Source organism: Paucibacter hankyongi (assembly GCF_037482915.1).
Taxonomy (GTDB): Bacteria; Pseudomonadota; Gammaproteobacteria; order Burkholderiales; family Burkholderiaceae_C; genus Paucibacter_A; species Paucibacter_A hankyongi.
On record NZ_JBBHJX010000002.1, the window covers coordinates 120,845 to 136,354 of the forward strand.

13 protein-coding genes are annotated in these 15,510 nt (G+C 63.8%); 2 read left to right on the forward strand and 11 right to left on the reverse strand.

The window, feature by feature from the left end; all coding sequences use genetic code 11:
• Positions 1-81 precede the first annotated feature (81 nt).
• The 4 genes from WG899_RS03985 to WG899_RS04000 form a co-directional block, all read right to left on the reverse strand.
• Positions 82-4,920 carry an Lcl domain-containing protein gene (locus WG899_RS03985; RefSeq protein ID WP_339594327.1) on the reverse strand — a complete coding sequence of 1,613 codons (4,839 nt, stop codon included), beginning with the start codon at positions 4,918-4,920 and terminating at the stop codon, positions 82-84.
• The gene (locus WG899_RS03990; RefSeq protein ID WP_339594328.1) at positions 4,917-5,813 is read right to left on the reverse strand and encodes a fibronectin type III domain-containing protein; all 897 of its coding nucleotides are present in this window, start codon (positions 5,811-5,813) and stop codon (positions 4,917-4,919) included. The genes WG899_RS03985 and WG899_RS03990 overlap by 4 nt, the downstream gene beginning before the upstream one ends.
• A gap of 120 nt (positions 5,814-5,933) precedes the next feature.
• Positions 5,934-6,638 (reverse strand): hypothetical protein, encoded by a 705-nt coding sequence (locus WG899_RS03995; RefSeq protein ID WP_339594329.1) that lies wholly within the window; start codon positions 6,636-6,638, stop codon positions 5,934-5,936.
• Positions 6,635-7,297 (reverse strand): RNA polymerase sigma factor, encoded by a 663-nt coding sequence (locus WG899_RS04000; protein ID WP_339594330.1) that lies wholly within the window; start codon positions 7,295-7,297, stop codon positions 6,635-6,637. The genes WG899_RS03995 and WG899_RS04000 overlap by 4 nt, the downstream gene beginning before the upstream one ends.
• Positions 7,298-7,533: 236 nt before the next feature.
• Here WG899_RS04000 and WG899_RS04005 point away from each other — a divergent pair, with 236 nt between their 5' ends.
• Together WG899_RS04005 and WG899_RS04010 are read left to right on the forward strand one after the other, a co-directional pair.
• Positions 7,534-8,520, forward strand: coding sequence for a caspase family protein (locus WG899_RS04005; protein WP_339594331.1), 987 nt, complete (start codon positions 7,534-7,536; stop codon positions 8,518-8,520).
• A gap of 123 nt (positions 8,521-8,643) precedes the next feature.
• Positions 8,644-9,021, forward strand: a complete 378-nt coding sequence (locus WG899_RS04010) for a response regulator transcription factor (protein ID WP_339594332.1) — start codon at positions 8,644-8,646, stop codon at positions 9,019-9,021.
• A gap of 57 nt (positions 9,022-9,078) precedes the next feature.
• On the opposite strand, the gene WG899_RS04015 is transcribed toward WG899_RS04010, so the two are convergent.
• From WG899_RS04015 to WG899_RS04045, 7 genes are all read right to left on the reverse strand, one after another.
• Entirely contained in the window at positions 9,079-10,062 is a 984-nt protein-coding gene (locus tag WG899_RS04015; RefSeq protein WP_339594333.1) for a branched-chain amino acid ABC transporter permease, read from the reverse strand.
• On the reverse strand, positions 10,059-10,946 hold the full coding sequence (locus tag WG899_RS04020) for a branched-chain amino acid ABC transporter permease (RefSeq protein ID WP_339594334.1): 888 nt from the start codon (positions 10,944-10,946) through the stop codon (positions 10,059-10,061). The genes WG899_RS04015 and WG899_RS04020 overlap by 4 nt, the downstream gene beginning before the upstream one ends.
• Positions 10,947-10,979: 33 nt before the next feature.
• Complete coding sequence (locus WG899_RS04025; RefSeq protein ID WP_339594335.1) at positions 10,980-12,194, reverse strand: ABC transporter substrate-binding protein; 1,215 nt, start codon at positions 12,192-12,194, stop codon at positions 10,980-10,982.
• Positions 12,195-12,219: 25 nt separating this feature from the next.
• Positions 12,220-12,933, reverse strand: a complete 714-nt coding sequence (locus tag WG899_RS04030; RefSeq protein WP_339594336.1) for an ABC transporter ATP-binding protein — start codon at positions 12,931-12,933, stop codon at positions 12,220-12,222.
• A 2-nt stretch (positions 12,934-12,935) separates the two neighbouring features.
• Positions 12,936-13,706: an ABC transporter ATP-binding protein gene (locus WG899_RS04035; protein WP_339594337.1), complete on the reverse strand. Its 771-nt coding sequence runs from the start codon at positions 13,704-13,706 to the stop codon at positions 12,936-12,938.
• Between the two features lie 132 nt (positions 13,707-13,838).
• On the reverse strand, positions 13,839-14,393 hold the full coding sequence (locus tag WG899_RS04040) for a LuxR C-terminal-related transcriptional regulator (RefSeq protein ID WP_339594338.1): 555 nt from the start codon (positions 14,391-14,393) through the stop codon (positions 13,839-13,841).
• A gap of 138 nt (positions 14,394-14,531) precedes the next feature.
• Positions 14,532-15,461 (reverse strand): hypothetical protein, encoded by a 930-nt coding sequence (locus WG899_RS04045; RefSeq protein WP_339594339.1) that lies wholly within the window; start codon positions 15,459-15,461, stop codon positions 14,532-14,534.
• Between the last annotated feature and the right edge of the window lie 49 nt (positions 15,462-15,510).

Here is a 15,510-nt window from a genome sequence, read left to right on the forward strand (position 1 = left end):
GCCTGTTGGAAGACATAGCTCACGCCACTATGGCCCTATCTTGTATTGCAGGGACGGTTCAGGCTGCCCGCGCAAAGCCGGTCATTGGTCGCGAACCAAGCGCAAACGAAGCGCCGTGCTTCGGTTCATGGTTTGAAGCTTCCATTCCCTCAAGCCCACCGCGTAGCTATAGCCTTCGAAGCCCAAGCCGATGGCCGGCGTGCTGGCCCAACCGTAGCTGAAGGGAGGAGTTGCCGGAAAGGCAGCCGAAAATGCTGGCACGTCCTGCACTGCGGGGTCCTGCAGGCTTTGCAGTTCCTTCACGTTGGGAACGCGCCATGCCCCCTGATTCCGAGCCCGCGCGAAAGCCTGCTCGTGGGTAAAGGTGCTGGCACTGCCAGTGCAGGTCGAGCCGTTCCAGTTCATGCCCTCGACACAGCGCTTCCACACCAACCCGGTGGCACGGTCGAGCACCTCGTCACCGCTGCTTGTGAAACCCGATGGCTTGGACCCACTGACGAGTCGAAGCCACAGGCTGCCGGACTTTCCTGCCTCGTTCACGGTGATGTTGAACGTGCCCACCTGGACGCCGAAGTCCACAGCAGTCGGCCAGGTACCTTGCGCCCAGTAATCCGATGCCGAGTTCGGCAGAAACTCGCTGTTGTGGAAACCGCCGGGTGTTGATTTGCCCAGATCAATCAACGAGAAGAGCTCGGTCGTCGTGGGCATGCGCCAATCCGTTGTGCCACAGAGTTGCAGGCCCCGTACGACGTTCAGGTATTCGCTGGCGTCGCCCGCACGGCCGTCACCGACATTGGAATAGCGGTTCAAGCCTGAACGCGCGCCAGCCGCCTCCTTACCCTCCCATTGCAGGCCCGAGACGTTGTCCCTGACGCAATCGGTCTTGGCGAACAGGCCTCCAGATGCACGGTCCACCTGCGAGTAGCTCAAACTGTTGCGGTCACGGTACATCCCGTCTTGCTTGCCGGCCCCGCTCAGGTTCAAGGCTTCAGCACTGGTGCAACTGACCAGCACATTGCTGCCGGCCTTGAAGCAAGCAGCCGCAGACGTGCCCGTGTGGGAAACCATGCTTTGGGCCAACAAGCGGGCAGCCGTTTCAACCGGCACCAGCCAGCCACCGAACAACACCTGCCCGCTGGGGGCATCTTTTACCACCCCCGGCATCTGCCCGGCCACCGCGCCGGCTTCATTGTTGAAGTTGCAGACAAAACTGCGGGCGATGCTGCTGGGGCTGCCGGTTTCGGTGTTGGAGACGCCGCACAACTGCACCGCAAAGCCCATCTGCGGGTCGGCCAACAAGTTGACACCCGCCACGGTGAAGGTGACGGTTTCGCCAAACTTGACGGTGCCGGAGCTGTTGGTGCTGGGGGAGGTCCAGGTCACGGCCCTGACGTTGCTTTGAACCTTGACCTCTGCCCGGCCCACCAAGGTGCTGCCGTAACGCACCTCCAGCGTTTGCGGCCCGACGTTGAACAGCGTGCACAGTGCAGCAAAGCCCGTGGTGGACACGTTCACCGACCTGCAGCTTGCCCGAGCGTCCCCTACCAGGCTGACCACCGGTGTTCCGCTGGGCAAGGACTGACCCGAGAACTGCAGAGAGGTCTCCACCGTACGCACCACCTCGTCAGGCCCGACCAGCGCGACCGAACCGCCGGACGCCGCCACATTCACGCTGAAACGCTGGTATGGCGAGCTGCCGAACGGGCTGTCGCTCGATGACACCGAGCCTTCGTAAGCACCAGCTGTCGCAGAACGGTCAAAGGTGCAGCTGAATTGACGCTGCGTGCCGGCGCCGGCGCCATTGGTGGGCGACAGTTCAGCCACGCCTTCACAGCCCGGCAGCATGAAGCGCAGTCGCGGCGGCAGGTTGGTGCCGCTGACCGTGTACACCTGTTGCACGCCCGCGGTGGCCGCCAGTGGTGCCACGGCAAACACGGGGGCTGCCACGTCCACTGTGAAGGCAGCCGTGCTGGTCAGGGCTTGGTTGGTGGCATCGCGCAGCGTCAGGTTCACGAGGTAGCTGCCAGCCTGCTGGAAGACAATGCTCACACGTTCGCTGATGTTATTGGCCACGGCCGCCACCGCCTGCGCGCCGGCGCTGACGAATTCGAACAGCACGCTCCAGGCCGAAGACCAGGTGTTGGCCAGCCACAGCTGGGCTGTCTGCCCGGCCACCACCAGCCCCGGGTCTGTGGTCAACCGACCAACCGGCGTGCAGTTGCCGCGCCACAGGGCCTGGCCCGGCGCGCAGGTGTAGCCGGTGATGGCAAAAAGCGTGGGATAGCCTTCCACCGACGCCACCAGGTCGCTCCCCGCAGCCGTGGTCTCGCAGCTGAATTCCCGGTAGTCGGTGGCCCAGTTGCCCATGCGCACATTGCCTTCGCTGCGCTTTTCCTGGATGTTTCGGCAGTTGGGCACCTGCACGTTCACCGCCTGCTTGAGGCCTCGGCCGCTGGCCTTCAGGTTGAGGATGTCGAACAGGCTCACGTTGGCGGGCGACAGCTCGAGCCGGTCGATGGCGGTGACCTGCGAATAGCTTATGGGCAGCACCTGCCCCACGCCTTCCTTGGACGCCACCGAGTACAGCACCAGTTGCACCGGCCGGGTCGGCGTGTCGGTGCAGTCGTGTTGGTACCAGGCGCAGTAGTTCTGCATGCGTGTGGCCTGGGTCTGCCACTGGCCGTCCTTTTGCTCCAGCGGATCCTTGTGGCCGTCGTCATAGAGCACGTAGCCGCCTTTCACGCGGCTGGCGGTTTCGCCGCGGTAGACGAATTCGGTGCTCACGTATTCAGTGCCGTCGGTGGACACCACGTCGCGGTAGTAGGGCGCAGCCTCCAGCCGCGGTTCGAACTTCAGCGCCACGATGCGGCTCACTTCGGTGGCGGCTCGGTTGCCGGGCACGTAGGCGCTGATCTTTAGCTTCAGCGTGTCGCCGTAGCTGTTGCTGCCCGGGTTGACGACCAGGTACGCGCCGTCTGCAGGCCCAGCACTGGCCGAGGGAAACAGGTTCACGAACGACTGCTTGCTGTCGTCCAGCAGCGTGGCGTCGAAGACGATGGTCTTGCCGGTGGGTGCGCGGCTGCCGGCCAGGTCGATGCGCAGCGTCTTGGGCACCAGCGGGTCCACGCGCTGGATCAGCGCATATTGCGCGTTATACAGGTCGGTGTCGGCGGTGCTGTTGGTCTGGTCGTAGCTGTACAAGGACTTGCCTGCCACCACGTACGACAGGAACACCTTGCCGTTGATGGGCGTGCAGTTCTCAGGCATGGTCGCTTCGCCGGCGGATTGCTTGAAGGTCAGGTCAATGGGGTCCCAGCCGTTCCACCAGCGCGACCTGCCTACGGTCACTTTCACGCCGCCTTGCGCTCCCTTGTCCAGCCGCGCGCAGGGCGGCACCAGCTCGATGGCGCCAGCCGCATAGGCACCCAGGTCCACCTGCGTCTGCACGACCGAGAACAGACCGCTTTCGCCCACGCCAGCAGCCACGAAGACGCCGAAAAAGACGTCGACCTTGCCCTGTGCCTGTGTGGTGAGTTCCGGGCCTACGCGTTCGGCAGGCGGGTTGTAGTTGACCTTTTCACCTTCGATATAGCCGGTGCGCAAGGTCTTCTTGGTGGTGTAGGTCAGCCGCACTTCACCCGTGGCGCTGACCTCGACCTTGAAGGTCAGCCCGACGGTGAAATACATCGGCACCATGATGCCACCGATCACGGGCTTGATGACCACGGGGTCGAATAAGGTGCGGGCCACTTCGATGGTGGTGGCGCCGTTGTCGGCTTTGACTTCGCAATAGTTCTGCGCCGAGTCGGCATTCTTGAACTTCTGGCAAATGCCGCTGAGGCGCTGGCGCATCGCCGGTGTGATCTCGGCGCTGACCAGCACCTTCAGGTTGCCGGTGGTGGTGACGTGCTTCTCCTGATACTGCGTCTTGCGGGTTTGGTCGAAGTAGTGATCGATGGTGCCGGTGTGGATGAGCGTGCCGCCAAAACGCAGGCCGGCGTTGGAGTCGTCTTCGCCCAGCAGCTTCTCGATCGAGCAGTCGATTTCAAATTCGTAGCCGAACTCGGAGCCTTGTTCGCGACTGGATTCGTTCTTGATTTCACCTTTGGGCGTCAGGCAGGGAATCAAGCCCTGCAGGCCCTGCTTGCCGCTCTGGCCCTGACCCAACGCCCGGCGGCGGTCGCCCTGCACGAGTTGGGCGCTGGACAAGGGCTTGCCCGCGCTGTCGTAAGCTACTGTGTTCATCGAGACCTTGAACTTTAGATCGCTGAACACGTCTTCAGCATCTGCGGGCTCGGTCTGCAGCACCACGCCCTGGGCGGTGCTGCCCGCAGCCGCCGGCGTGACGGCCGTCACCTTGAAGGGCATCTGACCGTACACAAACACGGTGCCCACAGGCCAGGCACCCGAAAGCACCTGGAAGCGCGAATCACTGCCGTTGGCTCGCAGCAATAGACCATCTGCATCGCGCACACCGGGTCGCTGCGTGGCGCTGCTGACCGTCACTGCGGGGCTGGGCAGCTCGGGTGAGGTAACGCGCACCGGCGCTGCCTGGCTTTGCACCGCGCCACCGGCGTCCGTGACGGAAACGGCATAGCTGGCGCCGTTGTCGGCGTGGAAGGCTTTGAACCGGTATTCAGCTGCGGTGGCGCCCGCCACCGGGCTGCCGTTGCGCAGCCACTGGTAGGCAAGGCTCCCGGTGCCGGAAGCAGCCACGCGCAGCACGGCCTCGGTGCCGGCCTCGACAGTCAGGGCCTGGGGTTGAGACGTGATCGAGGGTGCGCCCAATGCAGGTGCAATGGGCGCGCCGCTCCCCCCCCCACCACCACCGCCACCGCCACAGGCAGCCAGTACGGTCAACAACGACATCGCTGCCGCGGCCAAAAGGCGGCGCACCGCGGTTTGAGAATTGAATTTCATGTCAATAGGCCTGCAACAACGGATAGGAAATTCAACTGCACCGCCGTCAAGTTCGACTCGCATGGAACGGTTGACCGATTCAGATTCGCCCTTGACGAGGCCAGCATGTCTATGGCGTTGGTGGCACCGGTGGCCCAGCCATAGGGGCCCTTACCGAGTGGCGCTCCTTCACCCAACTCAACTGCCAAGATGCGTTTGCGGTCCCCGGAGTCGGCGGCGGCTTGAGAACGCCCCGCTGCCGCCCGCTGCAACAGCGACTGCGCCGAGACCCGACCCGTGGCGACCGAAGCGGCCACCGGCTGCCTATTGCCTGTGCTGTTCAGGCCAAGCTGCTTGTAGACCTCGTTGACTGAGGCGCGCTTGGTGCTCAGCACCGTCTTGCCGCCCTTTAGCGTCACCGCTGTGACGCGGCGCACATAGTCATCACCGGCGCTGCTTGCAATGACTTCGCCTGCGTTGACCGGCGAGGCTTGGGCGCTGTCAAACACCAAGGAATCGCCAGCTTTGCTGACCGCCTGGTAGGCACTGCCGGCCTGCAAGCCGGTGATCTGGGCGCTGGTGCTGCCCACCGAGCTGGCCTTGAGCGTGCTGGCCGAGACTTCAAAGTCTGGGCGGGCGCCGGGCGCCGAGACGTGCAGTTCGTACTTCAGCTGCCCGCTGGCGGTTTGTGCATCCTGAGCCGGCAGCCAGACGGCGCTCAGGCTGACGCTGTCCTGAGCCGTTATGGCGACCAAGCTGACATTGCTGGGGGCGGTGTTGGCGGGAGCCGGCGGAATGACGGGGTCTGGCGTGGATGGCGTGGATGAGCCTCCACCGCCGCCACAGGCCGCCAAGGCCAGCGCCAAGCCGAATGACAAGCCCAGATGCTTGCTCGTCTGATGATTTCGGTGCACGGATGTCTCCCCAATGAATGCTGTTGCTTGGGGGAGAGTGCGGGCCGGACGATTTGTCAGGGTTCCCAGGGAAAACACCAAGAATCCGAGAGGCCAGGGCCTGCGTCTGGGCGCTGTGATTCAGTTGGGTTTGGGCGGCTTAGCCGCTGTAGGACGGCTCTCTGGCATGCCCTCAATCACCAAGAACAGTCGCCCATGCTCCGGCAGGCTGATGCCTCTTGCTTGCAGTGCTTGCTTCAGTTGAGCATCGTCCGCTGGGAGCTTGGCGTGCAGTTGGATCTGCTGAGGGGACTGACCGGCAGGGGGCAGTCCATCCTTGCGCCATACCGGCACTTGCCGGGCTTTCAGCAGGGCCTGCACTTCGTCGGCAAAGGCCTGGGGATTCGCCACCCGCAGGTGTTGAGCCTGTTCGTTACCGCGCATCACTTCGAGGCCATCATCCGTTGCCTGGGGATCGAGTCCAGAAGTCGGTACCGGCCGTACCAGCATGAATATGGCCATGCCCGCCAAGGACAGCAGACCCGCAGCGGCCGGCAGGCTCAGCCACGTGGGCAGACCTTGCTGCAACAGGCGCGGCAGCCAGCGCGGGCCGCCTCGGTCGATCGGCTTGCCCGAAAAGGCATCGGCGGCGCGCAGGCGGGCCATCAAGCGTTGGTTGGCGGCCTCGGTCGGGTGGGCGACCACGGTGACGACGCCGGCGTGAGCCTGGCGTTCCAGCAGCAGGCGGCGCATCAGGCGACCGGCGCGGGTGCTGGGGTCTTGGTGTTGGGTCGCTTGGCCGCTCAGCGCATGCAGGCAGCGTTCGAAATCAAACTCGGTGCTCATGCTTCGCTCCTGGCGCGACCGGCGGCCCCGCGTTTCTTTCCTTGGGCCGACTCATCGCCGAGGCATGGTTTGAAATAGCCCAGCAAGGCGGCGCAGCATTCACTCATGAACTGCCTTGTGGCACCGTAGCTGCGGCCGATCAGCTCCGCAATTTCGCGCGCGTCAAAGCCCTGAGCAATGAGGTCGATGCAGGCATAACGCGGGCCTTGCTCGCGTTCAAACCGGGCCATCTGCCCCTCCAGACACAGGCGCAAACCGTGGTCCGAGGCGCCCTCGTCGGGCATGCGCTGCAACAGGGACAAGGTGGCATCCACTTCGTTGTCGGCATCACCGTCTTCGCGCGCCGACACATCGAAAAACATCTGCCGTTCACGGCTGAGCTGCCGCCAGTGCGCCTTGATCTCGTTGTCTGCAATCGTCATCAGCCAGCTGTGAAAGGCGGGCGCTGCGCGCAATTTGTGGGCGCCGGTCACCACCTTGAAGAGGATGTCGCTGCTCAAGTCTTCGAATGCGTTGGCGGCCACGCCGGCCAGCTGCAGCCGCGCGCGCAGAAAGGGCCGGTAATGCTGCAGCAAGACCAGGGTGGCGCGCTCAGCGGCCGGGCCGCCCTGGGCGAGCGCCTTCAGAAAGGCATCGGCATCGAAATGGCGTGGGTTCATGGCGTGGATGCAGTGCGTCCGTTTGTGGGTTTAGCTGTAAAGAGTCGCTGCGGGGCGAATTGTCAGGCCAGCCGCTTACCGCTCCGGTAAGCCCCAATGGCTGGGGCTTGCAGCGCATGGCAAGATATGCCGAAACAGGGATCAAGCAAAAATTCAAAGATGCAAAGCCTAGAACAAGAAATGGCCGTCATCGGGGTTTCAGGCACACCGGGCTCGGTGCCGTGGTGAGGGGCTTCTTGCGCAAGCTCTTGTCAGGAAGCGTGGGCGGGCTGCTGGTCAGCTTGGCCTTGCACGGGGTGGCACAGGCCGACAGCCGCGCCTTGCTGGTGGGGGTCAGCCATTACCCAGGCTTGTCGGGTCGAGACCTTGTTGGACCCGCCAACGACGTTCGCTTGATGACAAAGACGCTGCGTGGTTTGGGCTTCGAGTCCGAGCGCTTGCATGTCTTGTCTGAAGACTCCGGCGCCTTGCCCACACGCGCCAATATCTTGAATGGTTTGTCTGCATTAGCGGACAGCGCCAAACCCGGCGATTGGGTCTTGGTCTATTTCTCCGGTCATGGCGCACAAGTGCCGCGGCCTCCGCGTCGCTCGGATGGCCCCGGCGAGGCACGCGGGTTGGACGAGGTGTTCTTGCCGCGCGACACCCAGCTTTGGAACCCGCAGACCCAGCAGGTGCAAGGCGCCATCCGGGACCAAGAGCTGGGGGCTGCTGTCCGCCGCATCCTGAACAAGGGCGCCAATGTCTGGGCAATTTTGGACACCTGCCATGCGGCCGATATGTTGCGCAAACCATCGCGCGCCCTGGACTGGCGCTTCGTCAGCCCGGAGGTCTTGAACATACCGATGCAGCTCTGGGCAGAGCGGTTCGCCGGTAGCTGGCGCAGGGCCGCAGAGCCACGCGGCGCCGCGCCCTTGCGCAGCACGCCGGTGTTGCAGGGCGGGCGGACGGGCACCGTCAAGCCTGGGCTTTATGTGGCCTTCTTTTCGGCGCAAAAGGACGAGGGTAGTTTGGAAGAGCTTTTGCCCGACCCTGAAGAGCCTCAGAACCTGCGGCGCTTTGGCCTGTTCACCTACAAGTTCGCGCAGGCGGCGCAAAGCTGGGGTGGCCATCTGGCTGAGCTGGCGCGTCGGCTTGAGCGGGCGTATCAGGATCGGCCGTTCCCGTCGCCGCAGTTTGTTGGCGCCTTGGAGAGCACATTTCCGGTGTCTGCCGCGCCCTGAGTTGGTGCGAGGGGGCTACTGGTTGAGGTTGAAACGCGTGCGTCTGTTGTCGAAGCCTTGGCCATGCGCTACCCTGCCAGCACCACAGGCCACCTCGCAGCCTAGGTTCAGGAGACTTTGCTCATGACGAAGAAAAAAATTCTCATCGTTGACGACAACACCGACATCCTCGCGTTGCTGCATGCGACCTTGGATCTGGCCGATGCTTTTGAGGTGTTTGAGGCCCGTGACGGCAGCGCCGCGGTCGAGGCGGCGGCCAGTGTGAAGCCGGAGATCGTGTTGATGGACATCATGATGCCCGGCCCGATCGATGGCGTGGAGGCTTGCCGCCAGATCAAGGCGGCCGGCGGGGACGAGGCGCCCAAGGTGGTGCTGATCAGTGCCAAGCCGGTGGATCAGATCAAGGAAAGTGCCAAGGCCTGTGGCGCCGACTTGTTCATCGCCAAGCCTTTTGGTCCGGTGCAACTGGTGGCCAGCTTGACGGCGCTGTACCGCAGCTAGCCGGCTTGGGCGGGCAGGCAGGCGCCCGCCGAGCCGGCGCTTTTTCTCGAACCCGGTCTATTTGCTCCGCGCCTTGTCCAGCAAGGCCAGGGCCTCGCCGACCAAGCCGCGCCGGAAGGCCAGCACGCAGACGATGAAGATCAGGCCGGTCACCAGGCTGACCGATTCACCCAGGCCATTGAACCAGTTGATGCCGCTGAGTTCGGCCAGGGCCTTGCCCAGATCGCCGATCTTGTTTTCCAGCGCGATGATGATCAGCGCGCCGACCATGGGCCCGACCAGGGTGCCCATGCCGCCGACCAGGGTCATCAGGATGACCAGGCCGGAGGTGGTCCAGAGCGCGTCGGTCAGCGTGGCAAAACCCAGCACCAGGGTCTTGGTGGCCCCGGCCAGGCCCGCCAGCGTGGCCGACAGCACAAAGGCCAGCAGCTTGAAGCGCTCAACGTCATAGCCGAGCGAAATCGCGCGCGGTTCGTTCTCGCGGATTGAGGTCAAAACCTGGCCGAAGGGCGAATTCACCGTGCGGTAAATCAGCCAGAAGGCGGCCATGAAGATTGCCAGCACGACGTAATACAGGGTCAGGTCTTGCGTCAGATCGAGACCCAGAAAACTACCGCGTGGCACCGATTGCAGGCCGTCTTCACCGCCGGTGAAAGGCGCCTGTAGGAAGAAGAAATAGAGCATTTGGCTGAGCGCCAGCGTGATCATCGAGAAGTAAATGCCGGTTCGGCGAATCGCCAGCAGGCCGATGGCCAGCCCAACGCCGCCGGCCGCCAGCGCGCCGAAGATCAAACCCAGTGGTGCCGGCAGGCCCCAGACTTTCAAGGCATGGCCGGCGCCATAGGCAGCCGTACCCAGAAAGGCGGCATGGCCAAAGCTGAGCAAGCCGGTGAAGCCGATCAAGAGGTTGAAGGCGCAGGCGAACAGCGCAAAGCACAGCACCTTCATGACGAAGATGGGATACACGCCCAGCGCCGGCAGCAGGGCAATGGCGCCGAACAAGGCGGCGTAGCCGTAGAGGGGGTTCTTTTGGAGGCTCATTTCTCTTTACCAAAAAGACCCGCGGGACGGACCAGCAGCACGATGGCCATCACAACGAATACGACCGTGCTCGAGGCCTCGGGATAGAACACCTTGGTCAGCCCTTCGACGATGCCAAGGCCCAGGCCGGTCAGGATGGAGCCGAGGATGGAACCCATGCCGCCGATCACCACCACCGCAAACACGACGATGATCAGATTGCTGCCCATCAGCGCGCTGACCTGCAGTATCGGCGCCGCCAACACGCCGGCAAAGGCGGCCAGGGCCACGCCGCCGGCGTAGGTCAGCGTGATCATGCGCGGCACATTGATGCCGAAGGCCTGCACCAGCTTGGCGTTCTCGGTGCCGGCGCGCAGCGTAGCGCCCAGCGAGGTTTTCTCGATCAAGGCCCAGACCGCCATGCAGACGGTGATCGACGCCACCACCACCCAGGCGCGGTAGTTTGGCAACACCATGAAGCCGAGGTTGGTGGCGCCCTGCAATGCCTCAGGCACCGAGTACTGCTGACCCGAGACACCGTAGAAGCTGCGGAACACGCCTTCCATCACCAGTGTGATGCCAAAGGTCAGCAGCAGGCCGTAGATGTGATCCAGCTTGTAGAGCCACTGCAGCATGGTGCGCTCAATGATGATGCCCAGCACGCCGACGATGGCCGGCGCCAGCAGCAACATCACCCAGTAGTTCAGCCCCAGGTACTCCAGCCCCATCCAGGCCAAGAAGGCGCCCATCATGTAGAGCGCGCCGTGAGCGAAATTGATGATGTTGAGCATGCCGAAGATGACGGCCAGCCCCAGCGACAGCATCGCGTAGAACGAGCCGTTCACCAGGCCCAGCAGCAGCTGGCCCAAGAGGGCGGGCAAGGGGATGCCGAAGAAATCCGTCATGTTCAGGGCCTGCTCAACAAGTGCGTCGCTTGATTACTTCTTCACCAGAGGGCACTTGGAATCGGCCAGCTTGGTGAAGGCATCCTCGCCAGGGATGCGGGTCACGACCTTGAAGTAGTCCCAAGGTTCGGTGGAGTCTTTTTGCGCCTTCACCTGCAGCAGGAACATATCGTGCATGCCGCGGCCGTCTTCCTTGCGGATCGTGCCCTTGGTGTAAAAGTCGTTGATCGGCGTGTCCTTCATCTTGGCCATCACCTTGTCGGCGTCGTCGCTCTTCAGCGCCTCAACGGCCTTCAGGTAATGCATGGTGGACGAGTAGTCGGCGGCCTGCAGCGAGGAAGGCATGCGTTTCATCTTCTCGAAGAAGCGACGGCTCCAGGTGCGCGCCTCGGGGCTTTGGTTCCAGTACCAGCTGTCGGTCAGGTACATGCCCTCGGTGGTCTTCAGACCCAACGAGTGCACGTCGTTGATGAACATCAGCAGACCGGCCAGCTTCATGGTCTTGGTGACGCCGAACTCATTGGCCGCCTTGATGGCGTTGATGGTGTCGCCGCCGGCATTGGCCAGGCCGAGGATCTGCGCACCGCTGCCCTGGGCCTGCAGCAAGAAGGACGAGAAGTCGCTGGCATTGAGCGGGTGCTTGACGCTGCCGACCACCTTGCCGCCGCTCTTGCCCACCACGGCCGCGGTGTCGCTTTGCAGCGAGGCGCCGAAGGCATAGTCGGCGGTCAGGAAGTACCAGCTCTTGCCGCCGCCCTTGGTGACGGCCGCGCCGGTGCCATTGGCCAGGGCCACCGTGTCGTAGGCGTAGTGGATGGTGTAAGGCGAGCAGTCCTCATTGGTCAGGCGGGCCGAGCCCGCGCCAATGACGATGAAGGGGCGCTTCTTCTCGGCCGCAATCTTGGCCATGGCCAGATTGGCGCCGGAGTTGGTGCCGCCGATCAACATGTCCAGGCCCTGGGTGTCGATCCACTCGCGGGCCTTGCTGGCGGCCACGTCGGCCTTGTTCTGGTGGTCGGCGAAGATCAGCTCGATCTTCTTGCCGGCGACCATGCCCTTCATGTCGGCGATGGCCATCTTGATGGCTTCAACGCCGCCGGCGCCGTCGATGTCGGCGTAGACGCTGGACATGTCGGTGATGATGCCGATCTTGACGACATCACCGGAGATCTGTGCCTGGGCGGCGCTGCCGATGAGGCCGCAGGCGGCGAGGCTGGCGAGGGCAATGCGCTTGAAACTCGAGTTCATGGTTTTGTCTCCTTCAAGGGGTCAATCAAACACTGAGCAATTCATCGAGCTTCGCCTGTTTGGCGGGCAACTCGGCGGCGGGGAAAGACTCCACCACTTCGCCATGCTCGATCACCATGAAGTGGTCGGCCAGCGGGGCGGCAAAGCGGAAGTTCTGTTCCACCATCACGATGGTGAAACCCTGGCTCTTGAGTGTGAGGATCATGCGCGCCAAGGTCTGCACGATCACCGGGGCCAGGCCCTCGGAGATTTCGTCCAGCAGCAAGATGTCGGCGCCGGTGCGCAGAATGCGCGCCACGGCCAACATTTGTTGCTCGCCGCCCGACAAGCGCGTGCCCGGGCTGTGGCGGCGTTCGGCCAAGTTCGGGAACATGGCGTAGATCTGCGCGTCGCTCATCGGCGTGGCGCGGCCACCGCTCAGGCGCGGCGGCAGATGCAGGTTTTCCTCGGTCGTCAGCGAGGCAAAAATACCGCGCTCCTCCGGGCAGTAGCCCAGGCCCAGATGGGCGATGCGGTGCGTCGGCATGCCAATCGCCTCGACCCCGTGCACCTTGATCGAGCCCTTGCGGCTGCCGGTCAGGCCCATGATGGCGCGCAGCGTGGTGGTGCGACCGGCGCCGTTACGCCCCAAGAGGGTCAAGACTTGACCCTTGTTGACGCTCAGATTGATGCCGTGAAGGATGTGACTTTCACCGTACCAGGCATGCAGGTCGGTGATCTGTAGCGCAACTTCAGCCATGCTCAATGCGCCCCTTGAAGTTCGGCGGCTTCGCTGCCCATATAGGCTTCGAGCACGGCCGGATGCTTGGACACCTCAGCGTAATTGCCCTCGGCCAGTACGGCGCCACGCGCCAGCACCGTGATGCGGTCAGCGATCTTGGCCACCACCTTCATATTGTGTTCAACCATCAGCACGGTGCGGCCCTCGGCCACGCGCTTGATCAGGTCGGTGACGCGGTCCACGTCTTCATGGCCCATGCCTTGGGTGGGCTCGTCCAACAGCATCAGCGTCGGCTCCATCGCCATGGTGGTGGCAATCTCCAGCGCGCGCTTGCGGCCGTAAGGCAGGTCGCCGGCCTTCAGCTGCGCCATATCGCGCAGGTCCACCAGTTCCAGCAGGGCCAGCACGCGGGCGTCCAGTTGCTTCAGCCCGGTCAACCCTTTCCAGAAGTGGAAGCTGGTGCCGGTGAAGCGTTGCAGGCCGATGCGCACGTTTTCCAACACCGTCAGATGCGGAAACACCGCGGAGATCTGGAACGAACGGATCACGCCGCGGCGGGCGATTTCGGCCGGCTTCTCGGCGGTGATGTCCACGCCATTGAAATGGATGCTGCCGCGGGTCGGCTCCAAAAACTTGGTCAGCAGATTGAAGCAAGTCGTCTTGCCGGCGCCGTTCGGCCCCAGCAAGGCATGAATGGCGCCGCGCTGCACCCGCAAGTCCACGCCATCAACGGCGGTGAAGCCCTTGAAGTCCTTGCTGAGTCCGCGTGTTTCGAGGATGAGTTCGCTCACAGTGGCCGGGCCGCACCGATCGAGGGCACGGCATGAGTTGAGACGCCAATGTAGGGCGTTCCGCACCGCGCTGGCACAGGAATTACCTGTGCGTAGCATTGCGCCAGGGTTTACACCTAGGTAACGCCTTAATCAGGCGGACGGCGCGAGCAGGCGACCGAGCAGACCGGCGGCGTTGTGCACGCCATAGCGCTGGCGCAGCTTGGCGCGCAGCTTCTCCACCGTGCGGGGTGACAGGCCCAGTTGCTGGGCGCATTCCTTGGCGGTCTGGCCGGCCGCCATGGCCGTCAGCACCTCGCGTTCACGCGGGCTCAGGGTGTCGGCGTCGCCGCCACCGGGAATCGGCTCAAAGGTCCAAGCGGCCTCCAGAAACGGCGCGTTCAGGTCGCGCGCCTGGCCGTGTACGCGGAACCAACGCATGCCGCCATCGCGGTGCCGCATCAGTCGTTCATCGCGGTAGCTGCCGCTGCCCAGCATGGCGGCCTGGATGCGCGGGCCGATGCGACGGAACTCCAGCTCGGTGGGGAAGAGCAAGGCGAAACTCTGTCCGCAGAGTTCCTCTGGCGTGTAGCCAAACATGCTGGCAAAACCGTCATTAACCCAGGTCAGCACCCGTTCGCTGGACAGCGCAAGCCCGAGCGGACACAGGGCCGCGAACGATTCGGCCGGGGAAAATCCAGGGGTCATTTTGGGGCGTGCTGCGGCGCTCATGGCTGCGTAGGCTAACCGAATTTCGCCGCGCCTTTGGTGACACGCCCGCCAGTGGTGAGTGCATGCCTTGATGCACGCGTTTGCGTCGGCATGAGCGGCCGACGCCGCCGCACATCAATGCGCGCCGAGATAACAGCTGCGACCGGTGTCGCCGCGCTCGCCGCCGTCTTCGTTCTCTTCGCTGCAGAGCGCTTCAATGAAGGCCGCATCCACCGTTTGACCGGGCAGCAGCAGCTCCTCATTGGTCCAGCGCTTGACCAGGTGACCGTTGGCCACGCCGCCGCTGTGCTTGTGCTGGTAGGCGCGGCGGTGCTGCATGGTCATGCCGGCGTTGGCATTGGCGATGAAGCGGCTTTCGCCCAGTTGCCAGGGTTCGAAATAGGCGTCGGCGGCCCGGTCCACCGCGCGGAAGTAGGCGCGCGCGCCTTCAGCGTCGAGCTTGCGGCGCACGGTGCGGGTGATCAGGCCTTGCAGATGGTCCAGCGCCTCATAGCTCATGCGCGCCACCCCGGCCGGGGACAGGTCTTGCCCTGCCATCGCCTCGGCCAGCGCCGGCGCGGCCGCCAGTTCGGCCGGCAGCACCTCCACCATGGCCGCCACCACCGCATGGTGAGGGGCCACGGCGGTCGCGATCGAGCGGGTCTGCGGTTGAATCGGGCAGCGGATCTCGACAAAGCGCGGCTTGGTCGGGCCCGAGCAACCATCGTGGTGGTAGTACTCGCCTTGGCTCAGTCGACCCTTGCTGGAGCGGCCCCGCACATCACGGTAGGTCGGGTGATTGCTGGCCACGTTCAGGCACACCACCAGCCCGGTGGCATCGACCAGCTTGTAGAAGTCTTCGCGGCAGGCTGGCGCCAGCAGCTTGTCGTGCAGATAGTCGCAGGGGGTCGCGGCAGGGCTGTCGCTACTGAGCTCTTCGCCTTCAATCACCAACACATAGGGCTTGGGCCGGCGCACGCGCCAGCGGCTGCCGGCGAATTCCAGCACCCCTGTCGGACCGGGGGCTACTGCTGAGTGTTCTTGCGTTGATTGGGTCGAGGGCATGATGAAACCGATTTTAATTGCCCTGAGGCTGCCCAGGCCCTGGGTATTC

Coding starts and splice junctions, on each gene's coding strand:
- WG899_RS03985 (WP_339594327.1), bottom strand. CDS start 4,920: ATGAAATTCAATTCTCAAACCGCGGTGCGCCGCCTTTTGGCCGCGGCA.
- WG899_RS03995 (WP_339594329.1), bottom strand. CDS start 6,638: ATGAGCACCGAGTTTGATTTCGAACGCTGCCTGCATGCGCTGAGCGGC.
- WG899_RS04000 (WP_339594330.1), bottom strand. CDS start 7,297: ATGAACCCACGCCATTTCGATGCCGATGCCTTTCTGAAGGCGCTCGCC.
- WG899_RS04010 (WP_339594332.1), top strand. CDS start 8,644: ATGACGAAGAAAAAAATTCTCATCGTTGACGACAACACCGACATCCTC.
- WG899_RS04015 (WP_339594333.1), bottom strand. CDS start 10,062: ATGAGCCTCCAAAAGAACCCCCTCTACGGCTACGCCGCCTTGTTCGGC.
- WG899_RS04020 (WP_339594334.1), bottom strand. CDS start 10,946: ATGACGGATTTCTTCGGCATCCCCTTGCCCGCCCTCTTGGGCCAGCTG.
- WG899_RS04025 (WP_339594335.1), bottom strand. CDS start 12,194: ATGAACTCGAGTTTCAAGCGCATTGCCCTCGCCAGCCTCGCCGCCTGC.
- WG899_RS04030 (WP_339594336.1), bottom strand. CDS start 12,933: ATGGCTGAAGTTGCGCTACAGATCACCGACCTGCATGCCTGGTACGGT.
- WG899_RS04040 (WP_339594338.1), bottom strand. CDS start 14,393: ATGACCCCTGGATTTTCCCCGGCCGAATCGTTCGCGGCCCTGTGTCCG.
- WG899_RS04045 (WP_339594339.1), bottom strand. CDS start 15,461: ATGCCCTCGACCCAATCAACGCAAGAACACTCAGCAGTAGCCCCCGGT.